Annotated in this window: 10 protein-coding genes and 5 tRNA genes; 3 read left to right on the top strand and 12 right to left on the bottom strand. The window is 40.8% G+C overall.

The features are described from left to right. Positions 1-68 precede the first annotated feature (68 nt). Positions 69-1313, top strand: coding sequence for an NADH:flavin oxidoreductase/NADH oxidase family protein (locus ACE01U_RS01605; RefSeq protein ID WP_395553114.1), 1245 nt, complete (start codon positions 69-71; stop codon positions 1311-1313). A 7-nt stretch (positions 1314-1320) separates the two neighbouring features. Here ACE01U_RS01605 and ACE01U_RS01600 read toward each other — a convergent pair whose 3' ends face one another. Continuing rightward, entirely contained in the window at positions 1321-1986 is a 666-nt protein-coding gene (locus ACE01U_RS01600; RefSeq protein ID WP_395553113.1) for a glutathione binding-like protein, read from the bottom strand. Between the two features lie 65 nt (positions 1987-2051). Here ACE01U_RS01600 and ACE01U_RS01595 point away from each other — a divergent pair, with 65 nt between their 5' ends. Beyond that, entirely contained in the window at positions 2052-2663 is a 612-nt protein-coding gene (locus ACE01U_RS01595; RefSeq protein ID WP_395553112.1) for a YiiX family permuted papain-like enzyme, read from the top strand. Positions 2664-2739: 76 nt separating this feature from the next. Here ACE01U_RS01595 and ACE01U_RS01590 read toward each other — a convergent pair. The 10 genes from ACE01U_RS01590 to pyrC all read right to left on the bottom strand — a co-directional run bounded on the left by ACE01U_RS01590 (position 2740) and on the right by pyrC (position 9544). Continuing rightward, positions 2740-2815: transfer RNA gene (locus ACE01U_RS01590), tRNA-Glu, on the bottom strand. A gap of 47 nt (positions 2816-2862) precedes the next feature. Further along, positions 2863-2938: transfer RNA gene (locus ACE01U_RS01585), tRNA-Glu, on the bottom strand. Positions 2939-2962: 24 nt separating this feature from the next. Continuing rightward, a tRNA-Glu gene (locus ACE01U_RS01580) sits at positions 2963-3038 on the bottom strand. A gap of 132 nt (positions 3039-3170) precedes the next feature. Beyond that, the gene (locus ACE01U_RS01575; protein WP_395553111.1) at positions 3171-4076 is read right to left on the bottom strand and encodes an alpha/beta hydrolase; all 906 of its coding nucleotides are present in this window, start codon (positions 4074-4076) and stop codon (positions 3171-3173) included. A gap of 80 nt (positions 4077-4156) precedes the next feature. After that, positions 4157-5569: an amino acid permease gene (locus ACE01U_RS01570; protein WP_086207782.1), complete on the bottom strand. Its 1413-nt coding sequence runs from the start codon at positions 5567-5569 to the stop codon at positions 4157-4159. Between the two features lie 108 nt (positions 5570-5677). Beyond that, positions 5678-5753, bottom strand: a tRNA-Glu gene (locus ACE01U_RS01565). Positions 5754-5932: 179 nt separating this feature from the next. Beyond that, a complete protein-coding gene (locus ACE01U_RS01560; RefSeq protein WP_395553110.1) occupies positions 5933-7363 on the bottom strand; it encodes an amino acid permease in 1431 nt (476 codons plus the stop codon). 406 nt (positions 7364-7769) lie between these two features. Beyond that, a tRNA-Glu gene (locus ACE01U_RS01555) sits at positions 7770-7845 on the bottom strand. A gap of 20 nt (positions 7846-7865) precedes the next feature. Continuing rightward, positions 7866-8525, bottom strand: a complete 660-nt coding sequence (rnt, locus tag ACE01U_RS01550) for a ribonuclease T (protein ID WP_086207780.1) — start codon at positions 8523-8525, stop codon at positions 7866-7868. Beyond that, positions 8510-9544: a dihydroorotase gene (gene pyrC, locus ACE01U_RS01545; RefSeq protein WP_086207779.1), complete on the bottom strand. Its 1035-nt coding sequence runs from the start codon at positions 9542-9544 to the stop codon at positions 8510-8512. Before pyrC ends, rnt begins: the two co-directional genes overlap by 16 nt. 151 nt (positions 9545-9695) lie before the next feature. Here pyrC and ACE01U_RS01540 point away from each other — a divergent pair, with 151 nt between their 5' ends. Beyond that, positions 9696-10958 (top strand): GGDEF domain-containing protein, encoded by a 1263-nt coding sequence (locus ACE01U_RS01540; protein ID WP_110975316.1) that lies wholly within the window; start codon positions 9696-9698, stop codon positions 10956-10958. Between the two features lie 48 nt (positions 10959-11006). On the opposite strand, the gene argG is transcribed toward ACE01U_RS01540, so the two are convergent. Beyond that, the gene (gene argG / locus ACE01U_RS01535) at positions 11007-12350 is read right to left on the bottom strand and encodes an argininosuccinate synthase (RefSeq protein ID WP_395553109.1); all 1344 of its coding nucleotides are present in this window, start codon (positions 12348-12350) and stop codon (positions 11007-11009) included. Positions 12351-12827 lie beyond the last annotated feature (477 nt).

Genomic DNA, 12827 nt, shown 5'->3' with positions numbered 1-12827 from the left:
ATTCTCTTGACTGTAGCCAAAAAACACATAGAGTAAAAACACTAAAAAATATTAAAGGATGAATTTTCATGAGCCAGCTTGCAAGTGCAATCGACATAGGGCAGGTCCATTTTAAAAATAAGATGATTAAAGGGGCGATGAGTGAAGCACTGGCCAATCAAGCAGGTCAGCCGAATCATTTGCACTTGGGCTTGTATGAGGCTTGGGCAAAGGGAGGCCTAGGCTGTGCTATTACCGGTAATGTGATGGTGGACTTCCGAGCTAAAAATGAGCCGGGTGTGGTGGTGATTGAAAATGAACGTGACTTAGAATCATTAAAACAATGGGCTGCGATTGGTAAAAAACATGGCATGGTGCAATTGGTGCAGTTGTCACATCCGGGTCGTCAGTGCCCAAAGGGCTTAAATAAGGAAACGGTTGCACCTTCAGCAGTTCCGTTTAGTCCAGCTTTAGCAATGAGCTTTGGAACGCCGCGAGCGCTTCGTGAAGATGAAATCCTCGATATTATCCAGCGCTTTGCAACTTCAGCTGCAATCTGTGAAAAAGCAGGCTTTGAAGGCGTACAATTACATGGCGCACATGGTTATCTTATTAGTCAGTTTTTATCGCCATTGACCAATAAGCGTCAAGATCAATGGGGTGGTTCTGCCGAAAACCGCATGCGTTTTTTATTGGAAATTTATAAAGTGGTACGTGCAGCGACTTCGGATCAGTTTATTATTTCGGTCAAACTTAATTCAGCAGATTTTCAGCGTGGCGGGATCTCGGAAGAAGATGTCATTGCGACATTTAAAGCTATTGATGCGGCTGGGATTGATTTGATTGAAATTTCAGGTGGTAGCTATGAAGCACCTGCGATGGCAGGGGTGAAGCAAGAAAAACGTCAGGCATCGACCATTGCACGTGAGGCTTACTTTTTAGAATTTGCTGAAAAAATTCGTGAACATGTCCAGTGTAAGTTGATGGTGACAGGTGGTTTTCGCACTGTGGCTGGTATGAATGCAGCCTTAGAAAGTGGTGCGTGTGATTTTATTGGGATGGCACGCCCGTTTGCGGTAGAACCCGATGTGACCAACCGTTTAATTGCAGGGCAAGATGTGCGTTATGCAGTCGATAAGATTAAAACGGGTATTTCGATGATTGATAAAATGGCGATTATGGAAGTGATCTGGTATGCCGCGCAATTTAAGGATATCGCAGAAGGTCAACAACCAAATCCGAAACTGTCGCCGCTCAAAGTATTTTTTAATTATTTAAAAGGTAATGTGAAAGCCGTGATTAAAGGCCAAGTCAACTCTAGAAAGTCTGCCTAAGTAGAACTTACTGCGTGATAGACCAATAGTCTTCAAAATAGGAAGCAGACCATTGCCCGCGTGCCATTGCAGCATTGAAGGCAGGTCTGCTTTGTATTTGGGCGAAATAGTGTTGAATGGCCTGATACTGAGCAAACTGCGGTGTGGCATAACTGGCTGCATAGAGTGGAAACCACATTAGTATATCCGCATAATTAAACACATCGCCTGTAAAGTATGCATGCGTGCTTAAGTGGATCTCAATTTGTTTAAGCTGTCGATGTAGCTCAGGGTTTAAATAAGCACGATTAAACGCGCTTTGAAAGGCTAAACTCACAAAACGTACAACAAAAGGTGTTTGTTGTTTAATGTGTTGGAAGACCTGTTTCAATGCCAAATTGGGCATGAGACTGGCATCGCTATAACGACTATAAAAACAGAAGTTCCAATACTGTGCATGGTCATGGGGAATAATCAACTTCTGCTGTAGTTGACATAAATATTCTACGATTGCACTGCTTTCAGTCAATCGTACTGTCTGAGCATCATGTGGAATGTCGAGCGTTGGAAATTTCAGATTGGTTTGTTTAGCTTGTGCTGTATCATAAAATTTGAGTTCATAAGACAGCTCAAGTTCCTCAAGTAGCCAAAGAATACGTTGTGAACGCGAGTTTTGAAGATGATGTAAGATCATAAATATTTTATAGTTTTAAAAATGGTAGGTCGTATCTATAAAAAGAAGAATAAAGGAAATCTAGGATGAAAAATAGCAATCTTCTTGTGATTTTAAGTGCTGTTTTACTTTGTGAAAGTCCTCAACTGCTATGGGCGAATACATCCTATCAAACCGGTGATATTATTTTTCACGTCTCGAAGTCTCAACAAAGTTTAGGTATACAAAAAGCGACCAAGTCTCGCTATAGCCATATGGGTTTAATTGTGAATAAAAATGGAAAAGCATGGGTTTTAGAGGCAGTTCAGCCTGTGAAATATACGGCACTTCAGCAGTGGATTGATCGCGGGGTTGAGCGGCATTATGTGGTGAAGCGCTTTAAATCAAATTTGACTGTTCAGCAAAAGCAGAAGCTAATCAAGAACGCAGAACAATACTTAGGCCAGCCTTATGATCTTTATTTTGAGTGGGACAATCGTGCGCAATATTGCTCAGAAATAGTCTGGAAGACCTATCATGATGCTTTAGGTATTGAGTTGGCTCCGCTATCCAAACTCAAGCAATTCGATTTAAGTTCGCCTGAAGTCAAGCAACTCATGCAACAGCGATATGGGCAAAACATTCCCTTGAATGAAACTGTGATTGCACCACAGGCTATTTTTTCCTCGGTAGCTTTAGTTGAAGTTGATCATAAATAGACAGGCAATAAAAAAGCCCAAGTCATAATGCTTGGGCTTTTTTATGAGATGACTTTAGAAAAATCAATCTCTAATATGGCGTCCCTACGGGGATTCGAACCCCGGTTACCGCCGTGAAAGGGCGATGTCCTAGGCCTCTAGACGATAGGGACAGTACAGAAGTGATGTTTTAAAACCGATTACTTTTGATCTTAAGTAATGGCGTCCCTACGGGGATTCGAACCCCGGTTACCGCCGTGAAAGGGCGATGTCCTAGGCCTCTAGACGATAGGGACTGAATAAAACTTTACTTCTGAAATTGGCGTCCCTACGGGGATTCGAACCCCGGTTACCGCCGTGAAAGGGCGATGTCCTAGGCCTCTAGACGATAGGGACGTTTCAGAGGTGGGCGTATATTAGGGCGAAAACAGAGGGGTGTCAAACGCTTTTCTCTAAATAATTCCAGTTTTAAGTGTTGAGTGCATAAAATTAAAACAATAGAGATAAAGTGATTAAAAACTATATGATTTAAGTCGATTTTTTAAGCAGATCGGTGAGGCTATTTATAAACCTAGGATGTTGTAAATAACCCTCAATCAGATGAGGGTGAGCAAGATCGGTGGTGATTTGTTGATTAATAATGGCGGGATTAAATGCAAATGGTTTTTGATAGAGAGGAAATGCGCTTAGAAAATCAATGTCTGAATAAAAATTGATCCAGTCGCCATATAAAGCCACAGGTCGTTGAATGGGTTGTTGTAAATGACACTGTATGACCCGAAAAGCAAGGGGTGAAGCTAAACTAATAAACGCTTGAATGTGGAGTTCAGGGTGTTGAATTAAATAATTATAGGCAATCACGCTGCCGAGAGAGTGGGCAATCACAATCTTAGCTTTCGTACCGTGTAACTGCTCATGCAGACGTGTATGCACTGTGTGGATGAAGTGTGGATTGGATAAATATAGATAAGCTTCAATTAAAAAGCGATGAATAAAGCTGCTATGTAGCTTTGGAAAGTGATTCATTAAGCTTCCTAAATCACGAAATGCAATATCCTTACTCAATAGGCTGATGTACTTAATTTTATGATTGAATGAGAGTTCATCAGAAATGGTGAGCTGAGGGTTTTGAGAAATTTCAGTCTGATGTTCGATATTAAGTGTAGCGGTGTGTGTTAGGTGAATAGGATGTAAAAAAGAAAAAGGAGACCAGTGTTGCGGTATGAGGGTGCTGGCATTGAGGGTGTTTTCTAAATGCTGACGTGTTAGAAGGTCTCCGTAAAAGGCCAGCCGACTGTGTCGCTGAATATAAAGAAAGTAATCTACTTCTCCGCACGGTTCTAAGGCCTGTTTTAATATGATAAGCCAATGTTGAAGCAGGGTACGCGCAGTCTTATGCTGCTGATTCATCCCATGAATCCATACAATATTCATCGTGTATGCACCGATGATGTACTTGATATAAACAGTATAAAAAAAAGAGCGACCTCAGTCGCTCTTTTTAACATAAATGCTTAGGATTTATTGTGATAGAACTTATAGTAACTTGCATAGCAGACTGCAATAAACAGTAAACAACCAAAGAAGCTAATACGCATACTTGGGTCAAATACCATACTGACACAGGTGATAAAGCAGAAGATAAAGCCAAGGATTGGCACAATAGGAAATAGAGGGGCTGCAAAACCTAATTCTTCTTTTTTACGTCCTTGTTTATACCACTGACGACGGAAGTTAAATTGGCTTAAACAGATACTCATCCAAACTACGACCATGGTAAAGGCTGCAATACCAAGTAGATTGGTAAAAATTGTTTCAGGTGCAAACTGTTCAGACAGTAAACCCGGCATTCCGCCAATCATCGTGACAATGACTGCAACATAAGGAATACCGCGAGTATTTAATTTTGAAAATACTGCTGGTAATTGTTTCTGATAAGACAGTGACCACATCATACGTGATGCAGCAAACAACCCTGAGTTTGCAGCAGATAGCAGTGCTGTGATAATCACAAAACGAATGATATCTTCGGCATACGGAATGCCAATGTGTTGGAATACCGTTACAAATGGACTACTGCTCACGCCTTCAGCCGCTAAACCTGCTTCTTGATGCGGAAGGAGTGAAGTCACGACCAAGATGGTACCTACAAAGAAAATCAATAAGCGGAAAATCGCAGTATTGATGGCTTTGGGTACATTCTTGGCAGGATCTTTGGTTTCACCCGCAGCAACACCAATCAGCTCTGTACCAGAAAATGCAAAGTTTACAATCAGCATGGTAGTAAAGATTGGAAATAAGCCCTCAGGGAACCAACCTTGCGCTGTTAAGTTACTAAATAAAGGCGCAGCTTCATAACCTCTGTAGCCAATGACTCCAAAAATTGCCATTAAACCTAATAAGATAAAAGCAACAACCGTGATAACTTTTACCAAAGCCAGCCAGAACTCAGATTCAGCGAACCATTTGGTTGAAATCATATTCAGTGTAAATACGAAAGCACCAAAAATTAGGGTCCACATCCACATTGAGCTATCTGGATACCATTCCTGCATAAGAAGGGCAGCCGCTGTAAACTCTGTGCCTAAAGTGACTGACCACGTGAGCCAATACAACCAAGTGATGGTATAACCTGTACCTGGTCCGATATAGCGTTTGGCATAAGCACCAAATGAGCCAGACTCAGGCATATGAACGGCAAGTTCCCCTAAACACAGCATGACCATATAGGCAATGATCCCACCGAGAAAATAAGAAATAATGGCACCTACAGGCCCCGTTTGTGCAATGACTTCACCCGACCCTAAAAATAGACCTGTTCCGATTGCGCCACCTAGCGAAATCATGACCAGATGTCGAGTACTCATAGCGCGCTTTAAAGGCGCAGAATTGCCCTGATGCGAAGCATCATTCGGAGATGAGTGCATAAGCGTTGAATTAGTTGGGGAATGAAGCGGGCTATTGTAGTGAAAAACTGCAAATCTGCAATGAAATAATAATAATTATGAATAAGTGTTGATCAGAAGATCAAGATATGGCGTCCCTACGGGGATTCGAACCCCGGTTACCGCCGTGAAAGGGCGATGTCCTAGGCCTCTAGACGATAGGGACGTTGTGAGGTGATGCGTATATTAAGGATTAAAGGCTTATTTGTCAAAAGGGTTTTAGTTATATGTTTACCAAGAGTTCAAACATTAGACAAAACAAGCAATTAAATTTAATAGTCCAATTTGTATCGAATTAAAACTGAGCTCAAGGTGTGGACTTGAGCTCACTGTTAGTGAAGAGGCTTAATTTTTATTGTGATAGAGCCAATAGTAACTGGCATAGCAAGCTGCCATGAAAAGTAGGCAGCCAATAAAACCTGAAAGCATTTCAGGGTCTGCTGCCATACTTAAACCTGTCGCAGTACAGCAGATAAAACCTAAAATCGGAACAAATGGATACCAAGGGGTACGGAATTTTAGCTCCGATAAAGCATGACCTTGCTTTAACCATTGGCGACGGAAGTTAAACTGACTCCAGCAAATACTCATCCAGACAATCACCATAGTGAATGCAGCAACACCCATCAAGTTTTTAAAAATGACATCTGCACCAAACTGCTCAGAGAGCAAGCCCGGCAAGCCACCAATCATAGTGACCCAAATGGCAATATATGGCACCCCAGATTTACTTACTTTAGCAAAAAGCTTGGGTAGTTGGTTTTGTGAGGATAAGGCCCACATCATGCGTGATGCAGCATATAGGCCGGAGTTCGCAGTTGATAATAAGGCGGTGATGATGACAAAACGGATAAAGTCTTCAGCATAGGGGATACCCATTTGGGTGAATACAGTTACAAATGGGCTACTGCTTAAGCCACCATGTCCACCCACTTGCAAACCTGTGTTGCTATAGCTGAGCAGCGAGCTGATAACAACGATGGTTCCCACAAAGAAAATAATCAGGCGCCATACCGCAGCATGAATGGCTTTAGGTACATTTTTTTCTGGGTTTTCAGTTTCACCTGCGGCAATGCCAATCATTTCTGTGCCATTAAAAGCAAAGTTCACAATTAATAAGGTGGTAAACAAAGGAATAAGGCCATTCGGTAGCCAGCCTTGTGCGGTTAAGTTGCTAAATAAAGGTGCAGATTCATATCCTTGAAAAGGGATGACACCGAAAATACAGGCAAAGCCTAAAAGAATGAAAATAAGTACAGTTGCGACTTTGATCATGGATAGCCAAAACTCAGACTCTGCAAAAGCTCGGGTTGAGCTAAGGTTTGAAATCAGTACGCCACTGGCAAAGATTAATGTCCATAACCAGATCGAGGTTTGTGGGAACCATTCCTGTACCAAAATGGCTGCTGCGGTAAATTCGGTGCCGAGTGTTGCCGACCAACCGAGCCAATACATCCACGACACCATATAACCTGTGCCAGGGCCAATATAACGTGTTGCAAAGGCACCAAATGAACCAGAAACAGGTAAATGTACTGCAAGCTCCCCGAGGCAAAGCATGACCATATATGCAATTAAACCACCAATAATATAAGCCAGCACAGCACCGAGAGGGCCTGCTTGAGAAATTACTTCACCTGAGCCCATAAATAGGCCTGTGCCAATGGCACCACCTAGCGATAGCATGATCAGGTGACGCGTGCTCATGGCACGTTTCAATGAGGTATTTTGCGGTGAATTCGTTGAGGGTTGTGAAGGCGGTGTTGCAGATTGCATAGTAAATGAAACAATGGGCTTAAAGTGATATTCTAGTTTTTAATAAGATGAAAATTCACATAAATTGGAATTTTCGGATGAAGTATCTAGATTAATTTAAAAAACAAATATTTGAGTTGTATATCTTAGTGATCGGGTGTTGGGTATGAGCTTTTGCTTTCGGTGTTTGAATGCACTTCTTGTGACGAGTTGATTGGTTGGGGCGAGTGGGTATCTTGATTGACATACCAAAGGTAAAAAAAAGATGGCGATAAGATCAATAAACAGATCAAAGCTTTTTTCAGCATAGTCATAAAGCACTTAAAAATGATTTACAGTATAGCGAGTAAGTTATTGAAATAAAAATATTATACATGCAAGAAAATTTGCAAGATGAAAATATAGGATTATAAGAATATAAATAAGATGGCGTCCCTACGGGGATTCGAACCCCGGTTACCGCCGTGAAAGGGCGATGTCCTAGGCCTCTAGACGATAGGGACGTTGCGAGGATGGCGGTATCTTATTGATCCGCCACCAGAGTGTCAAGTAGGTGTGGTGCGAGTTTGTTCAAAATATAACAGAACAGTTCAGCGGTCTTTTGAGTGTCGTATAAAGCTGAGTGGGCTTCTCTACCATCGAACTCAATTCCTGCTTGAATACATGATTTTGCAAGAACCGTTTGACCAAACATCACAGCACTTAAGGTGACGGTATCAAAGACGGAAAAGCTATGAAAGGGATTCTGATTTTTGGTCCCTGTACGATTAATAGCAGCCTGTACAAAACCTAAATCAAAGTGGGCGTTATGACCGACCAAGACCGCATGTGTACAGTTCTGTTGGCGACGAACTTCATTGACGGCTTTAAAAATACGTTTTAATGCTGTTTTTTCATCTTCAGCCATAGCCATACGCATGGGATTAAAGGGATCAATTCCAATAAAGTCCAATGAGCGACGGTCTAAGTTTGCACCTTCAAATGGGTTGATATGCGCATGATGTGCAGGCCCTGGGACAAATTGACCTTCTTCATTATAAATAATCGGAATTGCAGCGATTTCCAATAAGGCATCGGTCTGTGCATTAAAACCTGCTGTCTCGACATCGACAACAACAGGTAGAAAACCACGGAAACGCTGACCAATTATTGGCAATGTTTCATTTGTCACACTTTTCTCCATTGAATGGTTTTACCCGCATACAGCGGAATAATCTGTTCACCATCCAAATAGTCTAAACTTTCAGGGATGACTTGGTCTTCTTTTACTAGTGTAATTGTTGAAGTATTGCGCGGTAGACCGTAGAAATCGGCACCAAAGTGGCTTGCGAAACCTTCAAGGCGTTCAATTTTGCTTACTTGATCGAATGCTTGTGCATAAAGTTCAATCGCAGTTGGTGCACTATAACAGCCTGCACAACCACATGCGTTTTCTTTAGCATTTTTAGAGTGTGGCGCACTGTCTGTACCTAAGAAAAACTTAGGGTTGCCACTGGTTGCCACTTCAAGCAATGTTTGTTGATGGGTTTGACGCTTTAAAATGGGTAAGCAGTAGAAGTGCGGCTTCACACCACCGACCAACATATCATTGCGATTAAACAATAAATGCTGTGGGGTAATCGTTGCTGCTACATTACGATCTTGTTCTAAAACAAAGTTGGCTGCTTCACTGGTGGTGATGTGCTCTAAAACCAATTTCAGTTTTGGGAATTGTTTGAGTAATGGAGAGAGTACTTCATCTAAGAAGCGCTTTTCACGGTCGAAAATATCGACATGATTATGCGTAACTTCACCATGTAACAATAAGGGAACTTGATGCTCTTCGAGTTGCTCAATGACGGCATAGACTTTACGAATATCGCTCACGCCATTGTCAGAGTTGGTGGTAGCACCAGCAGGGTAGAGTTTGATTGCATTTACAAACTCAGAGTTTTTAATCTTCTTTACTTCTTCAGGAGAAGTTGTATCAGTAAAATACAATACCATACGTGGGTCGAAAGTATTACCTTCTGGTACGTGCGCCATGATGCGTTCGCGATACGCATTCGCTTCCTCGACAGTTTTGACAGGAGGCACTGTATTTGGCATACAAATAGCGCGGGAAAACTGCTTGGCTAAATCGGGAACAGTACGTTGTAATGCAAGACCATCACGAAGGTGAGCGTGCCAATCATCTGGCTGGAGAATCGTAATCGTATTCAAGGCGATTTCTGTCAGAGAAATAAAACAGATGATAATGCATATACGTTAAAAATGGTAACGACAAATAAAGACATATTGTCTGATTATTATGATTAATCTTTGTAAATTTGTGTTATTTTTAATCGACTACAAGAATTAAATCTGGTCTGGTATGGAATATAAATATAACCTCGCCAAACTTCAGTACGATAAAGAAAAAATGGAAGGGCTGATTGCACGGCATAATCGTCGTGTTGGGCAGGTTTTCCCGCAGAAATTAGAGCAGGAGTTTTGGCGTTTAAACTTAGAACGCGCACGCCGCAATATTAATGACTTTTTTTGGTCAGGTGTTTTGGTCTATTTTATTTTTGCGGTTTTAATTATTCCTGGTGACTATTGGATTATTGAACAGTCACACTTCAAAGAAGATTTTATTCATTGCCTATTAGGGCTACTGAACGGTGCAGCCTGTCTTTTATTTCTTTATGTTTTTTCACATTTTGTAAAGCTTAAGCCTTTTTTTGCTTATGCTGCTTTGTTTGTCGTGTTTTGGGCAGTGGTCTCGACGACTTGGCTCACCATGTCTGTACATACTGAAGCTTTGCGCCACCAAGCAATGATGATCATTTGTATGATCTATGTATTGGGGTATTTGTTGACTGGGGTAAAACCTTTATATGTTTTTATGACAGGTATCGTAGCTGCTGGTGTTTCTTTTTTAGTTCTTATTTCGACTTTGGTCAAGTTTGATGCAATTGTGATGAGTCGCGTTATGTTTGGGAGTTGTTTACTAGGCTTTGCCATCGGGCGCATGATTTATGCTCGCGAACGTATCATTTTTCTAAATATTCGGCGTGCGAAAATTAGTGAAAAAATCCATCGGATTCATACTTCTGAGCTTCTACATTTGAGTCAAAATGATGAGTTGACGAAAATTTCAAATCGTCGAAATTTTGATGAAATGATGGATACTTATTATGAACAATCCCGTCAGGATGAAACACCTTTATCTATTTTGTTTATTGATGTTGATTTTTTCAAAAAATATAATGATTTCTATGGGCATCAAAAAGGTGATGATGTCATTTCATCCATTGCTAAATCCATTAAAAATGCAATTCGGCATATGGATTTTGTGGCACGTTATGGTGGCGAAGAGTTTGTCGTGTTATTACCAGAAACCGATGCGCATGGTGCCTATGCAGTTGCCTCGAATATTTACCGAGCGATTGAGCGCTTGGAAATCCCGCATGAAATGTCTGAAGTATCTGCATTTGTGACCATTAGCTTAGGAATTACGGTCTTTAAAGGTGAAATGGATTTGAGCAAAGTAGAGTTACTCAGGATTGCTGACCAAGCCTTATACCGTGCCAAGCAATTAGGGCGGAATCAGATTTATTATCAGCCTTTAACCACATCGAGTTGTACTGAATAAAGCATAAAAAACCGCTCTTATGAGCGGTTTTTTTAGCATGGAATCAACTTATTTGTTCTTGTCTTTCAACTGTGGAACAGCAGAACCCGTACCTACAGCTAGCAAACCAGTATTGGTATAAATACCAAGTTTCGCACGAGTATCGGTAATGTCTAAGTTACGCATCGTTAACTGCCCAATACGGTCCATTGGCGTAAACATTGAATCACCTTTCTCCATCGTCAAACGTTCAGCTTCATAAGTGAGGTTTTCAGATTCAGTGTTCATAATCGTGTAGTCATTACCACGACGAAGTTCTAAAGTCACAGTACCTGTGATCGCTTTCGCAACCCAACGCTGTGCAGTTTCACGAAGCATTAATGCTTGAGAGTCGAACCAACGACCTTGGTAAAGCAAACGACCTAAGCGTAAACCGTTAATACGATATTGTTCGATCGTATCTTCGTTATGAATACCCGTAACCAAACGCTCATAAGCAATATGTAGAAGGGCCATACCAGGTGCTTCATAAATACCGCGAGATTTCGCTTCAATAATACGGTTTTCAATTTGGTCAGACATACCTAGACCATGACGACCACCAATACGATTGGCTTCAAGAATGAACTCAACAGGATCTTCGATACGTTGGTCGTTGATTGCAACAGGGAAGCCTTCTTCAAAAGTAATAGATACTTCTTCAGGTTGAATTTCTACTTCGTCTTTCCAGAAAGCAACGCCCATGATTGGGTCAACAATTTTGATCCCTGCATTGAGGTATTCAAGATCTTTTGCTTCGTGTGTTGCACCCAGCATGTTTGAGTCTGTTGAGTATGCTTTTTCTTTCGACATTTTGTAGTCAAAGCCGTTGTCGATCAAAAATTGCGACATTTCAGCACGACCACCTAACTCATCAATAAACGTTTGGTCTAACCAAGGTTTATAGATTTTAAGTGCTGGGTTGGTTAAGAGACCATAACGGTAGAAACGTTCAATATCGTTGCCTTTATACGTTGAACCGTCACCCCAAATGTTGACGTCATCTTCTTTCATTGCGGTAACAAGCATAGTACCTGTAACTGCACGACCTAAAGGCGTGGTATTGAAGTAGGGAACACCGCCAGTGCTGATGTGGAATGCACCACATTGAATCGCAGCAATACCTTCAAGCGCAAGCTGTAAACGGCAATCAACTAAGCGAGCTTTTACTGCGCCATACGCTTCCGCTTTTTTTGGAATCGCATCGTAGTCGTCTTCATCAGGCTGACCTAAGTTTGCTGTATAAGCATAAGGTTCTGCGCCTTTTTGTTTCATCCACAAAAGTGCAGCTGAAGTATCTAGACCACCAGAGAAGGCAATACCAACTTTTTTGCCAACTGGGACATTCTGCAAGATAGTTGCATTATCAGTCATTGTTAATCCTAACGATATAAATATAGGCACCGAGAATGGGTGGCCTGAAAGAATATATATTTTCGCGATTGTAGCACTTTTCCAAATGATTTTTCTGAAAAAAACATAGGCCTTTAAAAAAAATCAAGTTTATAGACATGCTATTACTATTAAAAAATTATCAAGAAGGTCAGTGTTTGTATCTTGCCTATTTAGTTTTAAGCGAGACTACGTTTTTTAGTTTAAAAACGTTTCAAAAGCACCGAAATCTAAAGAATAATTAAATTGGTATAACCAATTTTGGATTAATGCATCGAATTTTGAATGTTTAGTAGGATTTAAACTTGCTAATGATTTTTAATACTTAGACTAAAGTCTAAACATATAATTTTTCATAAGATATATTGAATATAAATAATTACTTAAGTTTGTTTGAAATGTGATCAATATGTTTTTGATATAAAAATATGTATTTTATTGGTCATACCAATAAAACTT

The sequence above is a fragment of the Acinetobacter halobius genome (assembly GCF_044130335.1).
Classification (GTDB): domain Bacteria; phylum Pseudomonadota; class Gammaproteobacteria; order Pseudomonadales; family Moraxellaceae; genus Acinetobacter.
Note: the sequence above shows the minus strand (reverse complement) of the source record. Positions and strands in the feature narration are given on the sequence as shown.

Excerpts from the sequence above, each read along its gene's own strand:
- ACE01U_RS01570 (WP_086207782.1), bottom strand. The coding sequence starts at position 5,569 with ATGCACTCATCTCCGAATGATGCTTCGCATCAGGGCAATTCTGCGCCT.
- ACE01U_RS01575 (WP_395553111.1), bottom strand. The coding sequence starts at position 4,076 with ATGAATATTGTATGGATTCATGGGATGAATCAGCAGCATAAGACTGCG.
- argG (WP_395553109.1), bottom strand. The coding sequence starts at position 12,350 with ATGACTGATAATGCAACTATCTTGCAGAATGTCCCAGTTGGCAAAAAA.
- ACE01U_RS01605 (WP_395553114.1), top strand. The coding sequence starts at position 69 with ATGAGCCAGCTTGCAAGTGCAATCGACATAGGGCAGGTCCATTTTAAA.
- ACE01U_RS01560 (WP_395553110.1), bottom strand. The coding sequence starts at position 7,363 with ATGCAATCTGCAACACCGCCTTCACAACCCTCAACGAATTCACCGCAA.
- ACE01U_RS01595 (WP_395553112.1), top strand. The coding sequence starts at position 2,052 with ATGAAAAATAGCAATCTTCTTGTGATTTTAAGTGCTGTTTTACTTTGT.
- ACE01U_RS01540 (WP_110975316.1), top strand. The coding sequence starts at position 9,696 with ATGGAATATAAATATAACCTCGCCAAACTTCAGTACGATAAAGAAAAA.
- rnt (WP_086207780.1), bottom strand. The coding sequence starts at position 8,525 with ATGGAGAAAAGTGTGACAAATGAAACATTGCCAATAATTGGTCAGCGT.
- ACE01U_RS01600 (WP_395553113.1), bottom strand. The coding sequence starts at position 1,986 with ATGATCTTACATCATCTTCAAAACTCGCGTTCACAACGTATTCTTTGG.